Source organism: Rhodococcus sp. WS3, assembly GCF_003797085.1.
GTDB classification, from domain to species: domain Bacteria; phylum Actinomycetota; class Actinomycetes; order Mycobacteriales; family Mycobacteriaceae; genus Rhodococcus_F; species Rhodococcus_F globerula.
Map to the genome: position 1 here is coordinate 694598 of NZ_RKMA01000003.1, position 21114 is coordinate 715711.

At 62.5% G+C, this 21114-nt stretch carries 23 protein-coding genes; 10 read left to right on the forward strand and 13 right to left on the reverse strand.

What is annotated here, in order from left to right; genetic code table 11:
• Positions 1-56 precede the first annotated feature (56 nt).
• The 5 genes from EEB13_RS24415 to phoU all read left to right on the forward strand — a co-directional run bounded on the left by EEB13_RS24415 (position 57) and on the right by phoU (position 6331).
• Positions 57-932 carry a LysR family transcriptional regulator gene (locus EEB13_RS24415; protein ID WP_172935980.1) on the forward strand — a complete coding sequence of 292 codons (876 nt, stop codon included), beginning with the start codon at positions 57-59 and terminating at the stop codon, positions 930-932.
• 215 nt (positions 933-1147) lie between these two features.
• A complete protein-coding gene (locus tag EEB13_RS24420) occupies positions 1148-2107 on the forward strand; it encodes an acyl-ACP desaturase (protein ID WP_033233981.1) in 960 nt (319 codons plus the stop codon).
• Positions 2108-2188: 81 nt separating this feature from the next.
• Positions 2189-3331 (forward strand): tRNA dihydrouridine synthase DusB, encoded by a 1143-nt coding sequence (dusB, locus tag EEB13_RS24425; protein ID WP_033233980.1) that lies wholly within the window; start codon positions 2189-2191, stop codon positions 3329-3331.
• A gap of 157 nt (positions 3332-3488) precedes the next feature.
• A complete protein-coding gene (locus EEB13_RS24430; RefSeq protein WP_141486469.1) occupies positions 3489-5510 on the forward strand; it encodes an LCP family protein in 2022 nt (673 codons plus the stop codon).
• Positions 5511-5635: 125 nt separating this feature from the next.
• Positions 5636-6331, forward strand: a complete 696-nt coding sequence (phoU, locus tag EEB13_RS24435) for a phosphate signaling complex protein PhoU (protein WP_033233978.1) — start codon at positions 5636-5638, stop codon at positions 6329-6331.
• A 64-nt stretch (positions 6332-6395) separates the two neighbouring features.
• Here the strand turns inward: phoU and EEB13_RS24440 are convergent, their stop codons facing one another.
• The 13 genes from EEB13_RS24440 to EEB13_RS24500 all read right to left on the reverse strand — a co-directional run bounded on the left by EEB13_RS24440 (position 6396) and on the right by EEB13_RS24500 (position 18088).
• Positions 6396-7142 carry an SDR family oxidoreductase gene (locus tag EEB13_RS24440; protein ID WP_033233977.1) on the reverse strand — a complete coding sequence of 249 codons (747 nt, stop codon included), beginning with the start codon at positions 7140-7142 and terminating at the stop codon, positions 6396-6398.
• A gap of 95 nt (positions 7143-7237) precedes the next feature.
• The gene (locus EEB13_RS24445) at positions 7238-7978 is read right to left on the reverse strand and encodes an urease accessory protein UreD (protein ID WP_261984641.1); all 741 of its coding nucleotides are present in this window, start codon (positions 7976-7978) and stop codon (positions 7238-7240) included.
• Positions 7978-8736 (reverse strand): urease accessory protein UreG, encoded by a 759-nt coding sequence (ureG, locus tag EEB13_RS24450; protein WP_095888309.1) that lies wholly within the window; start codon positions 8734-8736, stop codon positions 7978-7980. The genes EEB13_RS24445 and ureG overlap by 1 nt, the downstream gene beginning before the upstream one ends.
• On the reverse strand, positions 8729-9403 hold the full coding sequence (locus EEB13_RS24455; RefSeq protein WP_261984642.1) for an urease accessory protein UreF: 675 nt from the start codon (positions 9401-9403) through the stop codon (positions 8729-8731). The genes ureG and EEB13_RS24455 overlap by 8 nt, the downstream gene beginning before the upstream one ends.
• A 21-nt stretch (positions 9404-9424) precedes the next feature.
• Positions 9425-11134 carry an urease subunit alpha gene (locus EEB13_RS24460; RefSeq protein ID WP_033233971.1) on the reverse strand — a complete coding sequence of 570 codons (1710 nt, stop codon included), beginning with the start codon at positions 11132-11134 and terminating at the stop codon, positions 9425-9427.
• Positions 11134-11616 carry an urease subunit beta gene (ureB, locus tag EEB13_RS32340; protein WP_092806423.1) on the reverse strand — a complete coding sequence of 161 codons (483 nt, stop codon included), beginning with the start codon at positions 11614-11616 and terminating at the stop codon, positions 11134-11136. The genes EEB13_RS24460 and ureB overlap by 1 nt, the downstream gene beginning before the upstream one ends.
• A complete protein-coding gene (locus tag EEB13_RS24470) occupies positions 11613-11915 on the reverse strand; it encodes an urease subunit gamma (RefSeq protein ID WP_033233970.1) in 303 nt (100 codons plus the stop codon). Before EEB13_RS24470 ends, ureB begins: the two co-directional genes overlap by 4 nt.
• 308 nt (positions 11916-12223) lie before the next feature.
• Positions 12224-13000 (reverse strand): phosphate ABC transporter ATP-binding protein PstB, encoded by a 777-nt coding sequence (gene pstB / locus EEB13_RS24475; protein WP_033233969.1) that lies wholly within the window; start codon positions 12998-13000, stop codon positions 12224-12226.
• 58 nt (positions 13001-13058) lie between these two features.
• The gene (gene pstA, locus EEB13_RS24480) at positions 13059-13967 is read right to left on the reverse strand and encodes a phosphate ABC transporter permease PstA (RefSeq protein ID WP_141486471.1); all 909 of its coding nucleotides are present in this window, start codon (positions 13965-13967) and stop codon (positions 13059-13061) included.
• A 3-nt stretch (positions 13968-13970) separates the two neighbouring features.
• Positions 13971-15062 (reverse strand): phosphate ABC transporter permease subunit PstC, encoded by a 1092-nt coding sequence (pstC, locus tag EEB13_RS24485; RefSeq protein WP_033233967.1) that lies wholly within the window; start codon positions 15060-15062, stop codon positions 13971-13973.
• A 67-nt stretch (positions 15063-15129) separates the two neighbouring features.
• Positions 15130-16248: a phosphate ABC transporter substrate-binding protein PstS gene (pstS, locus tag EEB13_RS24490; RefSeq protein ID WP_033233966.1), complete on the reverse strand. Its 1119-nt coding sequence runs from the start codon at positions 16246-16248 to the stop codon at positions 15130-15132.
• Between the two features lie 189 nt (positions 16249-16437).
• On the reverse strand, positions 16438-17337 hold the full coding sequence (gene mshD / locus EEB13_RS24495) for a mycothiol synthase (protein ID WP_033233965.1): 900 nt from the start codon (positions 17335-17337) through the stop codon (positions 16438-16440).
• A gap of 1 nt (position 17338) precedes the next feature.
• A complete protein-coding gene (locus tag EEB13_RS24500) occupies positions 17339-18088 on the reverse strand; it encodes a winged-helix domain-containing protein (protein WP_033233964.1) in 750 nt (249 codons plus the stop codon).
• Between the two features lie 142 nt (positions 18089-18230).
• Here EEB13_RS24500 and EEB13_RS24505 point away from each other — a divergent pair, with 142 nt between their 5' ends.
• The 5 genes from EEB13_RS24505 (at position 18231) to EEB13_RS24520 (ending at position 21114) form a co-directional block, all read left to right on the forward strand.
• Positions 18231-19010 carry an LmeA family phospholipid-binding protein gene (locus tag EEB13_RS24505; protein WP_045068822.1) on the forward strand — a complete coding sequence of 260 codons (780 nt, stop codon included), beginning with the start codon at positions 18231-18233 and terminating at the stop codon, positions 19008-19010.
• Entirely contained in the window at positions 19007-19480 is a 474-nt protein-coding gene (locus EEB13_RS24510; protein ID WP_141486472.1) for a thioredoxin family protein, read from the forward strand. Before EEB13_RS24505 ends, EEB13_RS24510 begins: the two co-directional genes overlap by 4 nt.
• A 10-nt stretch (positions 19481-19490) precedes the next feature.
• Entirely contained in the window at positions 19491-19577 is an 87-nt protein-coding gene (locus EEB13_RS32485) for a putative leader peptide (protein WP_353805918.1), read from the forward strand.
• 154 nt (positions 19578-19731) lie between these two features.
• Positions 19732-20202, forward strand: a complete 471-nt coding sequence (locus EEB13_RS24515) for a DUF4395 domain-containing protein (RefSeq protein ID WP_045068819.1) — start codon at positions 19732-19734, stop codon at positions 20200-20202.
• Between the two features lie 78 nt (positions 20203-20280).
• On the forward strand, positions 20281-21114 hold the full coding sequence (locus tag EEB13_RS24520) for a sulfurtransferase (RefSeq protein WP_045068818.1): 834 nt from the start codon (positions 20281-20283) through the stop codon (positions 21112-21114).

Sequence of the window (21114 nt, forward strand, 5' to 3'; positions counted from 1 at the left end):
AAATGCATTAATTTGCTGTTCTACATACCTCCGAGACATATAGGCTTCCACCTGTGATGTTGTCGGACGATCTCGAGTGGTTTGTCGTGCTGGCTGAAACCCAACAGGTCACGGCGACGGCGGATATCACTCACCTGTCGCAGCCCACGCTCTCTCGCAAACTCGCACGGCTCGAACGATCCGTTGGTGTGCCGCTCTTCGACCGACACGGCCGTCGGCTCACACTCAATCGGTACGGCCGCATCCTCTACGAACATGCAACCAGCGCCCTGAACACACTCCATTCCGCGTTGCGCCAGATCGACGCCCTGGCCGGGCCAGACACCGGAACGGTGCGACTCGACTTCCTCCATTCGTTCGGAACCTGGTTGATTCCGCGCATGATTCGGGCATATCGAACCGAACATCCGGGTGTTCGCTTCGAACTCCATCAGGATCGAGCGCAGTTCCTGAGTGATCGCGTTATCACCGGCGACGCCGATTTGGCGCTTGTGTCGCCGCAGCCGGACAACCCTCGACTCGCATGGACTCAGATAGCGCAGCAAAAACTTGCCCTCGCCGTTCCGCTCGGACATCGTTTCGCGGACCTGCCCGAGGTCGATCTGGCCGACGCTGCGGGCGAGCAATTCATCGGAATGCAGCTGGACTTCGGCATGCGGCGAATTCTCGACGAGATGTGTGCCGCGGCCGGATTCACCCCGGATTTCGTCTTCGAGAGCAGTGAGCTGGCAACTGTGGGCGGGTTGGTGTCCGCATCCCTGGGCGTGGCCGTCATGCCGATTCAGGATCCGCCCATCTGGGCAGAGGGAATCGTGTTCGTTCCCCTTGCCGGCGCAACACGCAAGATCGGGCTTGTCTGGACCGAGAATCGGGAATTGTCGAGGCCAGCGCGCGATTTCCGTGATTTTGTCCGCGAAAATATGTGGTCCTGAAACTCACACGTACAGCCAAACCGGCAGGTATGATCTCGGCAACAAGCGAATGGAACGCATCGGACAATTCAGACTGCGTCCATCTTCCGTCCACGTACGCTGGCTACGACTCGGTAACATTCGCGCAGGGGGATCAGTTCATGTCGATCAGGCCAAACCTACGGTACCGTAGGCTGGAGCGAAGTCGGGCATTCACTCAACACGGAGGCAAATAAATGACGAGGATTCTGACGCAGCTCGAACTGCTGACAGAACTGCAGCCGGTTGCCGAAGAGAACGTCAACCGGCACATCTCCATGGCAAAGGAATGGCACCCGCACGACTACGTCCCGTGGGACGAGGGTCGCAACTTCGCAGCCATGGGCGGCGAAGACTGGAGTCTCGAACAATCCCGGCTCGGCGAGGTCGCCCGAGCTGCGATGATCACCAACCTCCTCACCGAGGACAACCTGCCGTCGTACCACCGCGAGATCGCCGAGAACTTCTCGCAGGACGGAGCCTGGGGCACCTGGGTCGGCCGCTGGACCGCCGAGGAGAATCGCCACGGAATCGTGATGCGCGACTACCTGGTTGTCACGCGCGCCGTCGATCCCGTCGAGCTCGAGCGCTACCGCATGGAACACATGATCACCGGCTACAACCCGCCCATCCCGGACGACGGAGCCGGCGTTCTCCACTCTGTCGCGTACGTCACCTTCCAGGAACTCGCGACTCGCGTCAGCCACCGCAACACCGGCAAGGCCTGCAACGAGCCGATCGCCGACAAGATGCTTCAGCGCATCGCCGCCGACGAGAACCTGCACATGATCTTCTACCGCAACATCTGTGCCGCCGCTCTCGATCTTGCACCTGATCAGACACTGAAGTCCGTGTCGAACATCGTGCAGAATTTCCAGATGCCCGGTGCTGGGATGCCCAACTTCCGTCGCAACGGCGTTTTGATGGCCAAGCACGGAATCTACGATCTCCGTCAGCACCTCGACGAGGTCATCTGGCCCGTTCTGCGCAAGTGGAACATCTTCGAGCGCAACGACTTCAGCGCCGAAGGCGAGAACACTCGCGAAGAACTGGCTGCCTTCCTCGAGACACTTGCCGCCCAGGCGACAAAGTTCGAGGAGCAGCGCGATCGCATGCTCGCCCGCGAAGCCGCCAAGCGTGAACAGCAGGCCTCTTAGTTTCACCAGCTATTCTGTGCCCGGTACCGGATTCGGTACCGGGCACTTTCACTTGTCAGAAATATTTGTTCAGAGGTAGTCATGTCTTCCCTTCGTATCGGTTCACTCGAGCTGCACAGCCCCGTGGTCCTCGCGCCCATGGCCGGCGTCACCAATGTCGCTTTCCGCACGCTCTGTCGTGAACTCGAACTCGAACGTGCAGGCAGCACCTCCGGGCTCTACGTGTGTGAGATGGTCACTGCCCGCGCGCTCGTAGAGCGCCAGCCGGCCACCATGCACATGACCACCTTCGGCCCCACCGAGACTCCGCGGTCCCTGCAGCTCTACACCGTCGACCCGGACACGACCTACGCTGCGGCCAAAATGATCGTCGACGAGAACATGGCCGACCACATCGACATGAACTTCGGCTGCCCAGTGCCGAAAGTCACTCGAAAAGGTGGCGGCTCCGCGCTCCCCTACAAGCGTCGACTGTTCGGACAGATCGTCGCAGCTGCCGTTCGCGCCACCGAGGGCACCGACATTCCTGTCACGGTGAAGATGCGCGTCGGTATCGACGCGGACCATCACACGCACCTCGACGCGGGTCGCATCGCCGCTGCCGAGGGCGCCGCCGCAATTGCCTTGCACGCGCGCACCGCGTCGCAGCGCTACTCCGGGACGGCCGACTGGAACGAGATCGCCCGCCTGAAGGAACACGTTCCCGACGTTCCGATTCTCGGAAACGGCGACATCTTCGACGCGTCCGACGCCGCCCGCATGATGGACGAGACCGGCTGTGACGGCGTTGTCGTCGGACGCGGATGCCTGGGCCGTCCATGGCTGTTTGCAGAGCTCAGCGCGGCTCTCAACGGTCAGCCCATCGCAACGCCTCCGACGCTCGGCGAGGTCACCACGATCATCGCCCGCCACGCCCAGCTCCTCGCCGCACACCACGGCGAGATGAAGGGCTTGCGTGAACTCCGCAAGCACGTGTCCTGGTATCTGCGCGGATTCCCGGTCGGGTCGGACCTGCGCGTGTCGATGGCACTGGTCAGCACCCTGACCGAACTCGACGAACTGCTGGCCCAGCTGGACAGCTCCGTTCCATTCCCGAAGGACGCCGAAGGTCCCCGCGGCCGGCAGGGTTCCCCCGGTCAGGTCGCCCTGCCCGAGGGCTGGCTCGATGATCCCGAGGACGATCTGGTGCCGGTCGGAGCGGACATCATGCATTCGGGCGGATAACGCATTGCTGTGAATTCGGGCAATTCGCCAAGTTTCTGAGTGAATAACTCAGGATCCACCAGTAATATGGCTCCAGCTTCGTCAACAGCAGTTGGACGGCGCACGACAAGAGACGCACTGTCCGTATCGGCAGTCAACGACGAGACAGGTTGCATCGGTGGGTGATGATCACGACTCGGGCCCGCCTTCGCCCGAAAGCCGCGCCCCGTGGGAGCGCCCCCTCGCAGATCAGCGATACCGCAATCGTCGTTCGTCTAAACCCGAACCCACTGGCGCGCCACAGTCCGACGCCCCGCCGTCAGAGCGTCGGGGCAGTGAACGCTTCGGCCGATTCGGTCGACGTGACGCACCACCGAGCGACAGCATCTCCGTCGCAGAACTCGTCCAACGAGTCGGCGATACAGCCGGCCAGCGTGTAGTCGAACCGCCGGCCCCGAAAAAGAGCAGCCCGGCAGCGCCACCTGTTGACTCGAGGCCTCCCATCAGGCCCCCCGACAAACCGCTGCCCCCCGAAAAGCCGCTGCCTCCCCCACCGATCGCACCGGCCGCGGCCGAATGGATCAGCAGCGACCCGCCATCCTCCGCTTCTCCGCGTGTCGTCAGCGAAACCGGTGGTAGTCGGCTTGCGCTGAACAAGATTCGACGCCGCCAGCGTATGAAGACGTTCAGCCGATCCGCGGTCGCATTTCTTGCCGTGATGTCACTGACCATGACTGGCGTCGTCTGGGGCTACCTTCGCACCACCGAAGGAAAGTTCGAGCAGATCGCTGCGCTCGACACCAACTCCGACGACATCGTCGACGCGGGCGGCCAGCTCGGCGACGAAACCTATCTGATCGTCGGCACCGATACCAGGGCCGGCGCAAGTGGTGAGATCGGCGCCGGCACCGTCGAGGACGCCGAAGGCGCCCGGGCCGACACCGTGATGCTGGTCAACATCCCCGCCGACCGCAGCCGCGTCGTCGCCGTCTCGTTTCCCCGCGACCTCGACGTCGACCGGCCGGTCTGCCAGGGCTGGGACAACAGTTCCGGGACGTACACCAGCGAGTCCTTCCCCGCTGCCTCTGGCGACAAACTCAACGCGACCTACGCCCTGGGTGGCCCGAAGTGTCTGGTCAAGGTCATCCAGAAAATGTCCGGACTCAAGATCGGCCACTTCGTCGGCATGGACTTCGCCGGATTCGAGAGCATGGTCGACACAGTTGGCGGGGTCAACATCTGCACCCCGGTTCCCATCGAAGACGGCATTCTGGGCACTGTCCTCGCAAACAGCGGAAACCAGGTACTCGACGGCCGGACCGCGCTGAACTACGTCCGCGCCAGGCATGTCGAAGCCGAGGGCAACGGCGACTACGGGCGCATCACGCGGCAACAGAAGTTCCTGTCCGCGCTGCTGCGCTCGGCACTGTCCAACAATGTGCTGCTCAATCCCAGCAAGCTCAACGGGTTCATCAACGCATTCACGCAGGACACGTTTGTCGAGAACATCGATACAAAATCCCTGGTCACGCTGGGTCGATCATTGCAGAACGTCGATGCGGGCGCCGTCACCTTCCTGACCGTGCCCACCGACGGCACCAACGACTGGGGCAATGAAATCCCCCGGACCGACGAGATCAAAGCACTGTTCCAGGCAATCATCGACGACGAGCCGCTTCCGGGCGAAGAGCGTGACACAGATACCGACAAGACATCGACCAGCTCAGCGCCCTCCACCGCCACGACGCCGGTGCCCGAGGCAACACTCGTGTCGGCAATGAGTCCGTACAACATCTACATCGACGTTTCGAACGCGTCAGGTGTTTCGGGCCAGGCCGCGACCGCTGCCGACCAACTTGCTGCATACGGATTCCAGATCTCCACGATCGGGAATTTCAGTGCAGCGACGGGACTGGCCAATGTCCAGGCCTCAGCGACTGTGGTGCGGTATGCGGCCGGTTACGAAGCCGAGGCCGCCACCGTCGCATCCGCAATTCCCGGAGCCGTACTCGTTCTCACCCCGAGCATGGGCGACATGGTCGAACTTGTCATCGGCAGCGATTTTTCCGGCACAGTCGTAGCGCCGGCAGATCCGGGAACCTCGTTGTCCGCAGAACCGTCATCGGTGGACACCAGCGTGTCGACGTCACTGCCCTCCGACATTGCCTCAGTCAACGCCGGAGACACAGCCTGCATCTGACGCTGCGGTGATCATCTGCATCTGACGCTGCGGTAATCATTTCGCACGACGCTGCGGTGATCATTCACCTTGCGTTCACCTGTCGCTTGTGACTTGGTCTTTCACTGCACGTAGGCTCTGACCTCATGCGCGTGGCTTACAACGAACAGATGACCGAGCTTGCAGACTTGCTCGGCGAGATGGCAGGACTGGCAGGCACCGCCATGGAGCGAGCCACCCAGTCACTGCTCCAAGCAGACCTGACCCTGGCCGAGCAGGTGATCGGCGAACACGACCGGATCACCGAACTCAGCACCCTTTGCGAGGAGCGCGCCTTCGCGCTGCTCGCCTTGCAGGCTCCCGTTGCCGGCGATCTCCGCTCCGTCGTCAGCGGAATCCAGATCGTCGCCGATATCGACCGCATGGGCGCCCTTGCCCTGCATGTCGCCAAGATTGCGCGTCGTCGCCATCCCAACCACGTCCTCCCCGAGGTCGTCAACGGCTACTTCGCCGAGATGGGCCGCATCGCCGTCAGTATCGGTGCCGCGGCAAAGGAAGTCCTCGAGACCCGTGATCCCGAGCGTGCAGCCCGTCTGCGCGAAGAGGACGAGGCGATGGACGACCTGCACCGTCACCTGTTCACGGTCCTCATGGATCGTGACTGGAAGTACGGGGTTGCAGCGGCAGTCGACATCACGTTGCTCGGTCGCTTCTACGAGCGCTTTGCAGACCACGCTGTCGAGGTCGGACGCCGAGTGATCTTCCTCGTTACCGGCAAGCTGCCCGAAGAGCCCGAATCCACCGAAAAGGTCGACAAACTGACCGCCTACCCGGATCTGTAACCACTCCCCGTCACGAGCAGAAGGCGGCCGCGCATGTGCGTGGCCGCCTTTCTGTTATGTCCCTTCAGTGAGAACCCAGCCATTCGTCCAACGTCGGCCCGGCGCTGATCGAGTCCGCTCCCGGCAGGAGAGCACCGCTGCGCATTGCCTTGCCTGCTCCTGGCATGGATACCGGGATCAGCAACTTCCGCGTGCCTCGACGACGCAGTATTTTCCTCGTCATCTCCGGGATCTCGAGGACTTCCGGACCGGCGAGATCAGCAGTGCGACCCGACGGCCCCTTCTCCGCTGCCTGCACCAACGCCTTCGCAACGGTCTTGGCAGCGACGGGCTTCGATCTCATTCGCGGTACGAGGGCCAACGGGCCGAAACCCATGAGCGACACCGTCTTCTCGCCGAACTCGAACCACTGCGTGGATCGCAGAATCGTGAACGGGATGCCCGACGCGCTGACTGCGCGTTCCTGCGCAGCCTTACCCTGGTAGTACCCGAATGCCTTCAATCGCGGATCGTCACAGTTGACGATCGAGAGCACAACATGGTGCTTTACTCCTGCCGCATTCTCTGCTGCGGCAATGTTCTGCGCCGCGGCCTCGAAGAATGCGACGGCCTTCTTTGCACTGTTGGTGACGTGGTCACTGACATCGACAACCGCGTCGACACCCGCGAGAGCTCCGGCCAGCCCGGCACCAGTGCTGATATCGACGCCGGTCGAGCGGGCCGCGATCACCACGTCGTGGCCCGCCGCCTCGGCTTCCGCAACTACGAGCTTGCCCATCAAACCTGTCCCACCGAGCACTGCTATCCGCATGATGTCTCCTCGACGTTCGCCTCTCTCCTCATCTTGGACGACAACGGCCTCCAGGTGTGAGAGTCTCGCGCGGAGTCTTACGTCACGGCAGGAATCTAGTCCTCCGTGAACCGACTCGCCACGCGTGCACGCCAATCCAAGCTGATGTGGTCCAAGGCCGCAGACACCTCATGCGCCTGGTCTGCAACAGCCCGGGCCAGCATGCCCGGACCGGCCAGGGGGCTCACATGCCCCTCGGCCGCGTCCGAGGTCTTCATCCCCAGCAACATGGTGGTGCCGATAACCCGATGTCCTCCCAGAACACCGGGACGGGAACGATCGGGAACACTTCGCAAGTCCAGAGTCTCCACCAGAAGCGGCGTCCCGTCGACGGTGATGCGCTGATCCGAACGCAGTGCGCCACCGATCTCACCGGTACGGCCGAACACCACCATCTCGTCGAGCAGGGCAACCGCGTCCGGCTGCAGCGAAATGTCAATTCGCCGAGCGACATCCGCGCCGCCGGCTACCACGAAGGGCGCCGCTCGCCATACCAAAGCGCCGCGGGCACCCACCGTCGCCGAAGCCGTCCACGATGCGTGACCGCCGCGGGCGTTGTACGCCACGGTGCCGGACGGCTCGAGCACCTCGAGGAACGCTCCCGGCGCCACGTCGAACTCGATGCGTAGGTCGTCGCCGGCCAACAGTGTCGCGCTGTGTCCTACCAGGGCAACGCGCACGTGCAACCCGTGAGCACTCACCAGGCGTGGCGCCAGGAAATCCCCGGAGATCAACTCTTTGGCAACAGCGGTGCCGCCCACTCGCTCGACGACGACCCGCGTAGCTCCCGCAGTCATCAGTGAGCGTGAGAGTGACTGTGCCCGTGACCGTGTCCGTGGTCGTGGTCTTCTTCATCGGCGTGGAAGTGCGGTGCCATCGGTCCCGGGTCCTGGGGCACATGATTGCCCTCGCGGTGAGCCGCGATGACCTTGCGCAGCCACGCGCTGAGCTGATCGATCGTGGCGTGGTCCTTCTGGCTGAGCGCGAGGACGGGCAGTCCGTCGCGTGCTGCTGTTGCATCGGCAACCATTTGAACGGCATCGACGTCGACATACGGAGCCAGGTCGATCTTGTTGACCACCAACAGATCTGCGCGCTCGATTCCGGGTCCACCCTTACGCGCGACATCGCCGCCGCCGGCAACATCGATGCAGAAGATCTGCGCATCGACGAGTGCGGGACTGAACGTCGCAGTGAGGTTGTCGCCGCCGCTCTCCACGATCACCATGTCGAGGGGATGAAATTCGCGCTCGAGGTCTTCCACCGCAATCAGATTGGGTGTCACGTCGTCACGGATCGCCGTGTGCGGGCACGCCCCGGTCTCGACTGCGACGATGCGCTCGATCGGCAGGACGTTTGCGGCGCGCAACAGTCGCGCGTCCTCATCGGTGTAGATGTCGTTGGTGACAACCGCGATCTCGAACTCCGACGCGAGCTCGCGGCAGATGGTGGCGATCAGGGTGCTTTTGCCAGTGCCGACCGGGCCGGCAACACCGAGCCTCAAACCTCTTGCAGCAGTTGCGGTATCGGTGGTTGTGTTCAGATTGTCAAGCACGGAAAATCCTCCTGGATCGAGCGTGGTGTTCGAGTGACCATTGTTCGACCAACGGTCCTGTTGTTGCAGGTATAGCCGAGGCACTCTCGACCGCGACGGCTGCCGCGGCGACGGTCTCGATGGTCGGGGCCGCCCGAAGCAGCCATTCGACCGGTTCTGCCGGATCTACCGGCAGTAGTTTCAGCGCCGCCGACGCGACGGTTTGCGCGTCGTCGTACAGGCAAGATCGCGCCGCCGCCAGATCGTCCATGCCGGAGACGGCGGTGAACACTCCCAATGCCAACGGCCGCATCGGATGCCCCGGTAGCGCCATGAGAAGTTTCACCGCGGGGTGCCCCGGCCACAACCGCGACGCCAACCTGGCCAGCCCACGTCCGAGCTGGATGGACGCCTCACGCAGCGGCGCGCTGGGCGTGCGAGCGAGCAATTCGTTCGAGATGGCCTCGAGTTCACCTGCACTACCCTCACTTACGGCCCAGCGCCGCGTGATCACCGTTGCGGCGGCTTCGACCAGCCCGACCGTCTCGAGTCGACCTCGAATGAAATCCGGAACCTGACTTTGGTGCAGGCCGGCCGCCAATGCCGGTTCCAGCCCGGACGAGTGCGCGTGCCCACCGGTAGGCAGACGCCCGTCTGCCAGGAGCATCGACGCTATCTCGGCGGACATCATCTCAACTCGCACCGGGCATCAGAACAGCATGTAGCGCTGAGCCATCGGCACTACATCGACGGGATTGGGTTGAATCAGATCACCGTCGACCTTGATGGCAAAGGTCTCCGGGTCGACGTCGATGGACGGTAGTGCCGTGTTGTTCGGCATGTCGGCTTTGGTGAGGTGACGCGTCGGGCGGATCGCGGTGAGCGTGCGAGTGAGCCCGAGTCGGCCTGCCAACCCGTCCTCGATTGCCATCGGGGAGACGAAGGTTGTGGACAGGTGTGGAGCCGAACCCGGTGCGGACGCCATTGCGGGACGCACGAACACCGGCTGCGGGGTCGGAATCGCGGCATTGGGATCTCCCAGCGGCGCAGCGACTATCGCGCCACCCTTGATGACCGCGGCCGGGCGCACGCCGAAGAACGCGGGATCCCACAGGACCAGGTCGGCCATTTTGCCGGCCTCGACCGAACCGATTTCGTGATCGATACCGTGCGCCACTGCCGGGCAGATCGTGTACTTCGCGACGTATCGACGGGCACGCTCGTTGTCGGCGGGCATCGACGAGCCCAGCTTGCCGTGCTGCGCCTTCATCACGTGCGCTACCTGCCAGGTTCGCAGGGTCACCTCACCGATCCGGCCCATGGCCTGAGCGTCGGACGACGTGATGGAGATTGCGCCGATATCGTGCAGGAAATCCTCTGCCGCAATGGTTGTCGGGCGGATACGAGACTCTGCGAACGCAAGATCCTCCGGCACCCGGGGGTTGAGCGCGTGGCACACGATGAGCATGTCGAGATGCTCGGCAACCGTGTTGACGGTGTGCGGCAACGTCGGATTGGTCGATGCCGGAAGAACATTCGCTTCACCGGCCGTCACGATAATGTCGGGAGCGTGCCCACCGCCTGCGCCTTCAGCGTGGAATACGTGAATGCCTCGACCGGCGATAGCGTCCAAAGTGTGCTGTACGTAGCCGGTTTCGTTGAGGCTGTCGGCATGGAGTGCCACCTGGAGACCGAATTCGTCGGCAGCGCGCAAGGCTGCGTCGATCGCGGCGGGGGTGGAACCCCAGTCCTCGTGCACCTTGAATCCACCGGCCCCGGCGAGCGCTTCCTGACGAAGCGCCTCGTGGCTGACGGTGCTGCCCTTGCCCAGGAGCAACACGTTGAGCGGAATGTGGTCGAGCGCGCGGTGCATCATCGTGAGCGACCACGCACCGGGGGTGACCGTGGTGGCCTTGGTGGCCTCGGTCGGTCCGGTTCCACCGCCGGCAATTGTTGTCGTGCCGGTGGCGAGCGCTTCCAGCATCTCGATCTCACTGAGAATATGAACGTGCGTATCGATCGCCCCAGCGGTGAGAATCCTTCCCTCCCCGGCGATCACGTCGGTGCTCGGTCCGATGAGCAGCTTGGGATGCACGCCGTTCATGATGTCGGGGTTACCCGACTTCCCGATCGCCACGATGCGGCCGTCACGAATTCCGACGTCTGCCCGGACAATTCCCCAGTGATCGAGAATCACCGCATTGGTGATGACCACGTCGAGTGCGCCCTGATCCCGGGTGGTTGTGCCCTGCCCCATGGATTCACGGATGCTCTTGCCACCGCCGAACACCATTTCGTCGCCGGTTGCGGTGTAGTCATGTTCGATCTCGATCCAGATGTCGGTATCTGCCAACCGGATCTGGTCGCCCGCGGTGGGGCCGAACAGCGACGCGTATCCACGCCGATCCATCGTGCTCACTACGCGGTCACCTCGTCTGTGTCGTCACTCTGCGCTGCGTCGTCTGTCGCTACTGCGCCATCCGTGGCCGCGATGTCACTGATGCGAACATTCACCGACGACGCCCGAAGCGGTTCCTCCACCTCGACGCCCGGTGTCCCGAACGGCAACACCGGTTTGGGTTCGCGCGCATGGGTGGGCAGTTGGTCGCCGGATCCGATCTGCAGGCCGGGAACTCGCTTGAGTCCACCGAGTTCGATCAGCGTCACCGTGCGAGAGACGCCGGGCTCGAAACGCACCGAGGTCCCGGACGGAATATCGAGCCGAAACCCGTCGGCCGCTTTGCGATCGAATGTCAGCGCCGGGTTGGCCGCCGGGAGGTGCAGATGCGATCCGATCTGGATAGGTCGATCGCCGTCGTTGACGACAACAAGCGTGATCCTGTGAGCATCTGCGCCGAACTCGAGCGGTTCGGAAGACACCCGCACTTCGCCGGGAATCATCGGATGGGCTCCGTCACGGTGACCAGCTTGCGACCATCCGGGAAAGTGGCCTCCACCTGGATATTTGCAATCATCTCGGGTACCCCTTCCATGACGTCGTCGCGCGTGAGCACCTGGCGACCGGCGTTCATCAGTTCCGCAACCGTCATACCGTCACGCGCCCGCTCGAGAATCCAACACGAGATCAGCGCCATCGCTTCGGGGTAATTCAGAAGTACCCCGCGCTCGCGTCGATCGCGAGCGACCATGCCCGCAACGCTCAACAGCAGCTTTTCGGTATCTGAAGGGGTGAGGTGCACTGACTAGCCCTTCCGGTTGTGGAACGAAAAATGATCTGGCACTGTGCTGACGACGCAGATTCGACAGCACACTGTTGGGCGAGATTAGCATTGCCCGAAGCGTCGCCAGTATCTACGAGATTCACACTGTCGGCCACTCCGCCGCCCGATGGACGCACTTGCGCTGCTCATCGAATTATTCGCGCGCCCAACGATGCTCGGCACTGCGGGCCGAAGTGGGAACTATCACCACCACCAAAAAGTTTCACCCCCGTCTCCTGTTGGAAACGGGGGTGAAACATGGTCGTGCAGTGTCTATCCGAAGCGGTTTATCCGAAGCGGCCCGAGATGTAGTCCTCAGTGGCCTTCTGCGTCGGGTTGGAGAAGATCTTCTCGGTGTCGTCGATCTCGACGAGCTGACCCGGCTTGCCGGTTGCCTCTAGGTTGAAGAACGCGGTCTGATCACTCACGCGAGCAGCTTGCTGCATGTTGTGCGTGACGATGACGATGGTGAAGTCCTTCTTGAGTTCGGTGATCAAGTCTTCGATCGCCAAAGTCGAGATGGGGTCGAGAGCCGAGCACGGCTCGTCCATGAGCAGGACGTCGGGCGAGACCGCGATGGCCCGCGCGATGCACAGACGCTGCTGCTGGCCGCCTGAGAGTCCTCCACCGGGCTTGTCGAGGCGATCCTTGACCTCGTTCCACAGGTTGGCTCCGCGCAGGGACCGCTCGGCAACCTCGTCGAGGCGCTTCTTGTTGCGCTCACCCTGCAACTTCAACCCGGCGACGACGTTGTCCTTGATGGACATGGTCGGGAACGGGTTGGGTCGCTGGAACACCATGCCGATGGTCTTGCGAACGCCGACCGGATCGACGTTGGAGCCGTAGATGTCCTCACCGTCGAGCAACACGGAACCTTCGACGCGCGCACCGGGAATGACCTCGTGCATGCGATTGAGGGACCGGAGCACGGTCGACTTACCGCAACCGGACGGACCGATGAACGCGGTGACGCTCCGAGGTGGGACGGAGAGGCCGACATCGGCAACGGCGTGGAACTTGCCGTAGTAGATGTTGACGTCCTTGAGATCCAGACGCTTGGCCATTACCGGCTCCCTACTGAGTTGTTAATGCTGTCGAGTACAAACATGTTCTGTGGCCGCGTCACTTGCTGCGGACCTGTGAGAAGTGACCGATCAGCTTGGCGACGATGTTGAGAATCGCGATCAGCAGGATCAAAGTCAGGGCGGCACCCCAGATGCGGTTGGTGCCGGCGTCGGTCGGGTTGTTCATCTCGGCGACCATGAGCGAAGGCAGCGTGCCCATTTCGCCGTTGAACAGGTCGAAGTTGATGAACGGTGCATAGCCGACGAGGATCAGCAGCGGCGCGGTCTCACCGAGTACGCGGGCCAGGGCCAGCATGACGCCGGTGATGATGCCGGGAAGTGCCGTCGGCAGAACGATTTTCGAGATGGTCTTCCACTTGGGAACACCGAGCGCGTACGACGCCTCACGCAGGTCCATGGGAACGATGCGAAGCATTTCCTCGGTGGATCGGATGACGACCGGGACCATCAGCAGCACCAGCGCGAGCGAGACGGCAAATGCCGACTTGGGGAATCCGAACGTCGCGATCCACAGTGCGTAGATGAACAGCGCGGCCACGATGGACGGAACACCACTGAGGATGTCGACCATGAAGGTCGTGAGCTTGCCGAGCTTGGACTTACGGTCTGCGTACTCCACCAGGTAGATGGCAACAAAGATTCCGAGCGGGATCGAGAAGACCGCGCACACAATGCCTTGCATCAAGGTGCCGACCAGTGCGTGATAGACACCGCCACCGGACGCCGACGCTGTCAGTCCGCTCATCGAGTTCGTGAACCAGGTCGCAGACGTCAACGCGGGCAGACCCTTTGCGATCACCGTGTAGAGCACCCAGACCAACGGAATGAGGGCAACCAGAACGGCGAGGCTGACCAGGATCGTCGCAGTGACGTCCGTGGCCCGACGCTTTGCTCCGACGCCTTGGAAGGTGGGCGCCTTGACCGGGCGGTCCAGAGTGGTGCTCATGGGTCAGTCCTTCTTTCCGGCGATCACGGCGCGGGCAGCAGCGTTGACCACGAAGGTCAGGACGAACAGCACCAGACCGGCTGCGATGTACGCACCCGCTTGGATGTCGTTGTTGAACTCCGCGTAACCGAGGGCAATCTTGGAGGCGATGGTCGATCCGCCGTCGAACAGGGACCAGCCGAATGCCTGCGAGGTGGTGCGCAGGATCAGGTACAGGGCCATGGTCTCACCGAGTGCGCGACCGAGACCGAGCATCGATCCGCTGATGTAGCCGGACTTACCGAACGGAATGACGGTGGTGCGCACAACTTCCCAACGGGTCGCACCGAGCGCGAGTGCGGCTTCGATCTGCGAGCGCGGGGTCTGGATGAACACCTCGCGGGTCACCGCGGTGATGACGGGAAGAATCATGACGGCCAGCACGATGCCGGCGGTGAAGATGGTGCCGCCGCCGGTGATGGAACCGCTGCCGTCGGCGAAGAGGGGGAACCAGCCGAGAGTGTCGTTGAGCCACACGGCAACCGGAGTGATCGCCGGAGCGAACACGAGCAGGCCCCACAGTCCGTAGACGATGGACGGGACTGCCGCGAGCAGGTCGATCGTGTAGGACAGCGGACGCGTGAGCCACTTAGGCGAGTACGACGTCAGGAAGATCGCGATACCGAGCGCGATCGGCATCGCCAGCACCAGAGCGAACAGCGACACCAGGACCGTGACCTGGAAGAGGTCGAGAACACCGAACGCCATCGCGTTGATGTCCTGCGTGACCCATTCACGGCTGGTCAGGAAGTTGACCTGGTTGCGGCTCAACGCAGGGACGGCGCGCCAGATCAGGAAGGCACCGATCGCCGCGATGACTACGGTGATGAAGATGGCCGAACCCGAAGCCAGCGAACTGAAGATGCGGTCACCCGGTCGGGTCACGGTCTTGCTGCTACCGCCGGCCGGACCGTCGTCCTTCGGTGGCTGCTCGACTTCTGAAGCCTTGATGGAAGTAATCGTGTCCTCCGTGATGCCGTTCGGACCGCCCACCCCGGCTCCGCTGGTTGCGGAGCCGGAGGAACGAGATGCTGATGTGATGGGCGCGTCGCTCATGTGCGCTCACATTCCTTCACGTTTGAATGTAGATCCATGGGCTTGTCCGTACGAGTCCGCGGTCGAATCAGCCGATGGCTGAGATCGACGCGTTCAGACGGTCCTGCACGTTTGCCGGCAGCGGGACGTAACCCTGCTCGGCAAGGTTGGCCTGTCCCTCGTTCGCGGCACTCGTCAGGAACGACTTCACAGCGGCAGACGTATCAGCGTCGTAGCCCTTGGAGCAGACGATGGAGTACGTCGCGAGAACCAGCGGGTAGGCGCCGGCTTCGTTGGTCTTGAAGATCGACGCGAGGTCGAGCGTCAGGTCGCCGGTTGCGTCCGACTTGAACTTCGCGCCGGAGATCGACGCGGCAGCAGTGTCATTGGTCAGTGCAACAGCTTCGGTGCCCGTGTTGATCTCGGCCATCGACAGCTTGTTCTGATCGGCAAACGACTTCTCGACGTAGGTGATGGAGCCCGGTGCCGTCGAAACTGCCTGAGCGACTCCGGCCGAACCCTTGGCGCCCTCACCGACGCCACCGGTGAAGTCAGAACCGGCACCCGAGGTCCAGGCACCGTTCGATGCTGCCTCGAGGTACTTCTGGAAGTTGTCCGTGGTTCCCGAGGAATCGGAGCGGATCACGGGCGTGACCTTCAGATCGGGAAGCTTCGCGTCCGGATTGAGGGCAGCGATGGCCGGATCGTTCCAGTTGGTGATGCCGCCGTTGAAGATCTTGGCAAGAACCTCGGCATTGAGCACGAGGTTGTCGACGCCGTCGAGGTTGAAGGCCACCGCGATCGGACCGAAAACGAGGGGAAGGTTCCAGGCTTCGCCGCCGACGCAACGCTCCTTGGCCTTGTCCGCCTGCTCGTCCTTGATCGCCGAGTCGGAGCCGGCGAAGTCGATCTGGCCGGCGATGAACTGGGTGCGGCCGTCACCCGAACCACTGGGGTTGTAAGCAACGTTGACTGTCTTGCCCTTTTCCTGGCAGACAGCGATGTACGTGGCGACGAACTGATCCATCGCGTTCTTCTGCGCCGATGAACCAGCCGCAGAGATCTTTTCCTTGCCTTCACATGTTGCAGTCGAAGCGGATGTGTCCACACCACTCGACGATGCGTTGTTGTCGCTGCCACATGCTGCCAAGGTCATAGCACCCACGGCCACTACGCCGAGCAGAGCACCACTGCGCTTGAAATTCACCTTCGGTCCTCCGGAAATAGCTACCGCCGGGCCCACGATCAGGCGGCGACATGAGATGCAGCGCATTACTGCATCAGGCAGCGCGGCGCTGCCCATAGAGAAAAGTAGGGGGGCGCGGTGTCCGGCTGGACCACACAAAGTGAACGGAGCATGAACAGACCGGAGATTTATTCGAGTCGTCCGAGAAAGTCAGGAATTTCGGGCATAGGCCATGTCGGTGTGGAACTTTTCGAAGCCCAGTTTCTCGTACGTGTTGAGGGCTGCCGTGTTGTCTCCCTCGACGTACAGGAGAACCGTATCGAGACCCCGCTCACGCAGGTAGTGCATGCCGGCGAGCGTCAGAACCCGACCGAGCCCGCGTCCCTGCGCCGCCGGATCGATACCGACGACGTACACCTCACCGAGCTCCGGTTCGTCGCCCTCGGGCGGATGAACCTTGGTCCAGTGAAACCCCAGAAGCGTGTTCGGATCGGTGTCCGCAAACGCCAGAAACAACCCGGCGGGATCGAACCACCCCTCGGCGGTTCGCTCATCGATCTCCGCTTGCGTCCAGCCACCTTGCTCGGGATGCCACGAGAATGCGGCGTTGTTGACCCGCAAGATCTCGGAATCGTCTTCGCGGCCGCGGTACGTCCTCAGCGAAACACCTTCCGGAACAACAATTTCCGGAAGCTGCGGAGCACCGAGTGGTCTGCGCAACTGGAGGAGTTCACGAACACTGACCAGATCCAGACTCTTGGCGAACTCCACTGCCGCGTCGATGTTTCCGTGCGCCCAGACTCGCGTTCCCGGTCGGCCTTCGTCGAAAACCGAAGCGGCAAGGCCAGTTCCGATACCTTGCCGCCTGTGAGCAGGATCCACGACGAGTTCCGCCATGTCCGGGTGCTCGTCCGAACCGGCTTGCAGTTGGGCGTATCCGACAACAACACCGTCGTCGAGGATCACGAGGTGCCGAGCCTGACCACGGCCGGCAATCGCGTGCCGACCCTGCTCGGAAACCGGCGCCTTGCCGTCGAACTCCGTTGCACGGTCGACAAGTCCCGACACCTGCCGAGCCTGATCCGGCGTCAGCACATCGCTCCAACTCATGTCACAACACCGATCCGTCCGCAGCCTCGTAATCGACATCGTCGTCCTCGAATCGAATCGGCGCCGCAGCCCCGTTCTTGGAACGCGTCGGGCGAACCGCCTTGTATCCGACATTTCGGACTGTACCGATCAAGGATTCGTATTCGGTGCCGAGCTTGGCCCGCAACCGACGCACGTGAACATCCACGGTCCGGGTGCCACCGAAGAAGTCGTAACCCCACACCTCTTGCAACAACTGCGCACGAGTGAACACCCGTCCCGCATGCTGCGCGAGGTACTTGAGCAGTTCGAATTCCTTGTAAGTCAAATCAAGGGGCCGTCCACGCAGTCGTGCCGTGTACGTCCCCTCGTCGATAACCAATTCGCCCAGCGTGATCTTTCCTGACGCTTCGGGACTGGCAACGCCGCCACTGCGGGCGAGCAACAACCGCAATCGGGCGTCCACCTCAGCGGGTCCCGTACCGGGCAGGAGAATGTCGTCCAACCCCCAGTCCGCGTTGACGGCAACAAGCCCGCCCTCGGTCAGGACAGCCACGACCGGCACGGCAGATCCCGTACTTCCCAGCAATCGACACAACCCTCGTGCGGCAGCCAGATCGGTGCGTGCGTCGACCAACGCGATGTCGGCCGAACTTGCCTCGAGCAGCGACGAAACCTCAGTGGGAGCAGGCCTAACCGAGTGCGCCAGCAGCGCCAACGCCGGAAGAACTGCATCCGGGTTGGGGTCGGAGGTGAGGAGAAGCAGCTCCACACGGCCTCCTATCTAGTAGCCCGCGCACCCCGGACAGGGCGACGCTCTGGTAGTTCGACCCTTTTGGTCGGTCCCTACATTAGCGTGCGCGCCGTTGGGACCGTCGCACCGAACCTACGACGGAGTCCGTCACAATGGTGCTGTGCGCAAACTGATCATCGGCATCGTCTTCCTCCTCGGCCTCGGACTGGTCGCCGATTTCGGTGCCGCCGCGTACGCGGAATACCGAGTTTCCCGCGAGCTACGAGCCGGCGCATCACTCGATGCCGACCCCGAAGTCACGTTCAACGGCTTCCCGTTCCTCACGCAAGCGCTGGGCGGCAAGTACGAAGACGTCTACATCCGGGCAACCGGAGTCCAGAGCAACATCGTCGGCGAAGTCACCGTCGAAGCGGATCTGCGGGGCGTCACCGTCCCGTTCTCGGACCTGGTCAACGGCAGGGTGACCGAACTTCCCGTCGACAAGCTTGACGGCAGAATGGGCATCAACGCCACGGACCTCGGCAAGCTCCTCGATATACCTGACCTGCAGGTTTCCTCTCCTCCTGCCGACAAGTCCGACGGTACGGGCGGCAGCGGCGGTACCGGGGCGAGCACCGCGGGCGCGATCGTTCTGAGCGGAACGGTCCCCGTCGGCCCCATCGACACCGCGGTCAGCGTTCAGGCCAACCTCGTGCTCGAGGGAGATCAGGTCAAGATCGTGGCAAGCAATCTCTACTTCGGCCCCGAAGGCGAAGCGAACTTCTCGATCCCGGCGGTTCTCGAGCCGATCGTCCTCGGCATGTTCAGCTACACCATCGATCCACAGTCACTTCCCTTCAATCTGAAGCCGAGCCTCGTCTACGCAGAAGGCGGTCGCATAGTGATCGAAGGCAGCACGGAAAACACAGTCATCAACCTCGCAGATCTGCAGAACCAATGACCGGTATCACAGTTCTACTCATCGCCCTCGTCGCCGTTGTCGCGGTCGGACTGCTCCTCAAATCACGCAGCGGAGCCGTTCGAGCCAGCGGCTCGGGTACCTCCGAAGCCGTCGGCAGCCGCATCGAACTCCTCGCCGCAGCAGGTATAGCGCCCGACTCCGGACCAGTCGTCCTGCATTTCTCCGCAGACTGGTGTGGTCCGTGCAGCGCCGTCCGCCGCGTCGTCGATCAGGTGGTGACCACAATGGCAAACGCCCCTCATCCACCCGTCGACGTTGAACTCGACATCGACAAGAACCCGGCGCTTGCGCGTGAGATGAGCGTCCTGTCGTTGCCGACCACCTTTATCCTCGACCGCGACCTGGTGGAACGATTCCGAGTGTCCGGGGTGCCGTCCACCGCGGACCTCACAAGCGCGCTCGCGCCCTTCTCAACACCCGGTACCCCAAATTCGCCGTCTGCAGGGTAAACTCCCAACCGTGCAAACCCGCCACGAGCTCATGCTCACCCGACGCCGCGCAGTAGACCTGTGCCGCCTCGGTGGTTGTTGCTGTTCTTGTTGCTGATCACCCAGCGCTCAGCCTTCGCTGAGATTCGAGCCTTTCGCTCACGTGATCACTCTCGCCGATAACGGGCCTTCCAGCCCACATATCTCCGAGCCTGAAGCCTGAAATTCTCGGCCCAGGCAGGCACCATGCAACCAACGCAGGAGCACACCCGATGTCCACCACCACTTCGCAATCCGAGCAGGTCGACGTGCGCGGTCCGCGGTTCGCCGCGTGGATCACCACCGCGATACTTGTTCTGACACTGATCCTTTCAACATTCTCTCTGCCCGCCGCCACCGCACTGTTGGCACTGCAGGCAATAGTCTTCGCGATCGGCGCCGTCACCGGACCCAAGCGCAGCCCGTACGGACTGATCTTCGGCAAACTCGTCGCCCCTCGCATCTCACCCGTGCGCGAACGTGAACCTGTTGCGCCGTTGCGCTTCGCACAGTTCGTCGGCTTTGTCTTCGCGCTCGCCGGGACCGTCGGATTCCTTGCCGGATCCACCGTCGTCGGCACAGTCGCCACAGGATTTGCCCTGTTCGCTGCTCTTCTGAACGCAGCCTTCGGCATCTGCCTCGGCTGCCAGATCTACCCACTCGTAACGCGATTCCGCACAATCGGAAGAGCAACCACCGCGTGAAAGCGCATCACCGGTGACCCCACCGGACACATACCCCCGCAAGACCATATCGAGCACGACCACATCGAAAGGAACACCATGGCTCGCTCCGACGTCCTAGTCTCCGCCGACTGGGCGCAGCAGAACCTCAACGCCCCCAAGACCGTTTTTGTCGAGGTGGACGAGGACACCAGTGCATACGACGGCGGCCACATCGAAGGTGCAGTCCGGCTCGACTGGCGCAAGGACCTCCAGGACAGCGTCCGCCGTGACTTCCTGAACCAGGAGCAGTTCTCAGACCTCCTCTCGGCCAAGGGAATCGCCAACGACGACACCGTCGTCCTCTACGGTGGCAACAACAACTGGTTCGCCGCTTACGCCTACTGGTACTTCAAGCTGTACGGCCACAAGGACATCAAGCTCATCGACGGTGGCCGCAAGAAGTGGGAACTCGACGGGCGCGAGCTGTCCAAGGACGAAGTAACCCGTCCCGCAACGCAGTACAAGGCCGAGGCACCCGACTTCTCGATCCGCGCATTCCGCGACGAGGTCATCTCCTCCATCGGCTCCGTCAACCTCGTCGACGTCCGTAGCCCCGACGAGTTCTCCGGCAAGATCCTCGCACCCGCGCACCTTCCGCAGGAGCAGGCTCAGCAGCGTGGCCATGTCCCCACAGCGATCAACATCCCGTGGAGCACCACCGCCAACGAAGACGGCACCTTCAAGTCCGACGACGACCTTGCAAAGCTCTACGCGGACAAGGGCTTCGACGACACCAAGAACACCATTGCCTACTGCCGCATCGGTGAGCGTTCGAGCCACACCTGGTTCGTACTGCAGGAAATCCTCGGCAAGAGCAACGTCAAGAACTACGACGGCAGCTGGGTCGAATACGGCTCACTCGTCGGCGCACCGATCGAATTGGGAGCATAG

Bases quoted from the DNA above. Each gene is read 5' to 3' on its own strand.
- EEB13_RS24415 (WP_172935980.1), top strand. From the start codon at position 57: ATGTTGTCGGACGATCTCGAGTGGTTTGTCGTGCTGGCTGAAACCCAA.
- EEB13_RS24420 (WP_033233981.1), top strand. From the start codon at position 1,148: ATGACGAGGATTCTGACGCAGCTCGAACTGCTGACAGAACTGCAGCCG.
- pstC (WP_033233967.1), bottom strand. From the start codon at position 15,062: ATGAGCGACGCGCCCATCACATCAGCATCTCGTTCCTCCGGCTCCGCA.
- EEB13_RS24440 (WP_033233977.1), bottom strand. From the start codon at position 7,142: ATGCGGATAGCAGTGCTCGGTGGGACAGGTTTGATGGGCAAGCTCGTA.
- mshD (WP_033233965.1), bottom strand. From the start codon at position 17,337: ATGAGTTGGAGCGATGTGCTGACGCCGGATCAGGCTCGGCAGGTGTCG.
- phoU (WP_033233978.1), top strand. From the start codon at position 5,636: ATGCGCGTGGCTTACAACGAACAGATGACCGAGCTTGCAGACTTGCTC.
- ureB (WP_092806423.1), bottom strand. From the start codon at position 11,616: ATGATTCCCGGCGAAGTGCGGGTGTCTTCCGAACCGCTCGAGTTCGGC.
- EEB13_RS24520 (WP_045068818.1), top strand. From the start codon at position 20,281: ATGGCTCGCTCCGACGTCCTAGTCTCCGCCGACTGGGCGCAGCAGAAC.
- EEB13_RS24455 (WP_261984642.1), bottom strand. From the start codon at position 9,403: ATGTCCGCCGAGATAGCGTCGATGCTCCTGGCAGACGGGCGTCTGCCT.
- pstB (WP_033233969.1), bottom strand. From the start codon at position 13,000: ATGGCCAAGCGTCTGGATCTCAAGGACGTCAACATCTACTACGGCAAG.
- EEB13_RS24510 (WP_141486472.1), top strand. From the start codon at position 19,007: ATGACCGGTATCACAGTTCTACTCATCGCCCTCGTCGCCGTTGTCGCG.
- EEB13_RS24515 (WP_045068819.1), top strand. From the start codon at position 19,732: ATGTCCACCACCACTTCGCAATCCGAGCAGGTCGACGTGCGCGGTCCG.
- EEB13_RS24445 (WP_261984641.1), bottom strand. From the start codon at position 7,978: ATGACTGCGGGAGCTACGCGGGTCGTCGTCGAGCGAGTGGGCGGCACC.
- dusB (WP_033233980.1), top strand. From the start codon at position 2,189: ATGTCTTCCCTTCGTATCGGTTCACTCGAGCTGCACAGCCCCGTGGTC.
- pstA (WP_141486471.1), bottom strand. From the start codon at position 13,967: ATGAGCACCACTCTGGACCGCCCGGTCAAGGCGCCCACCTTCCAAGGC.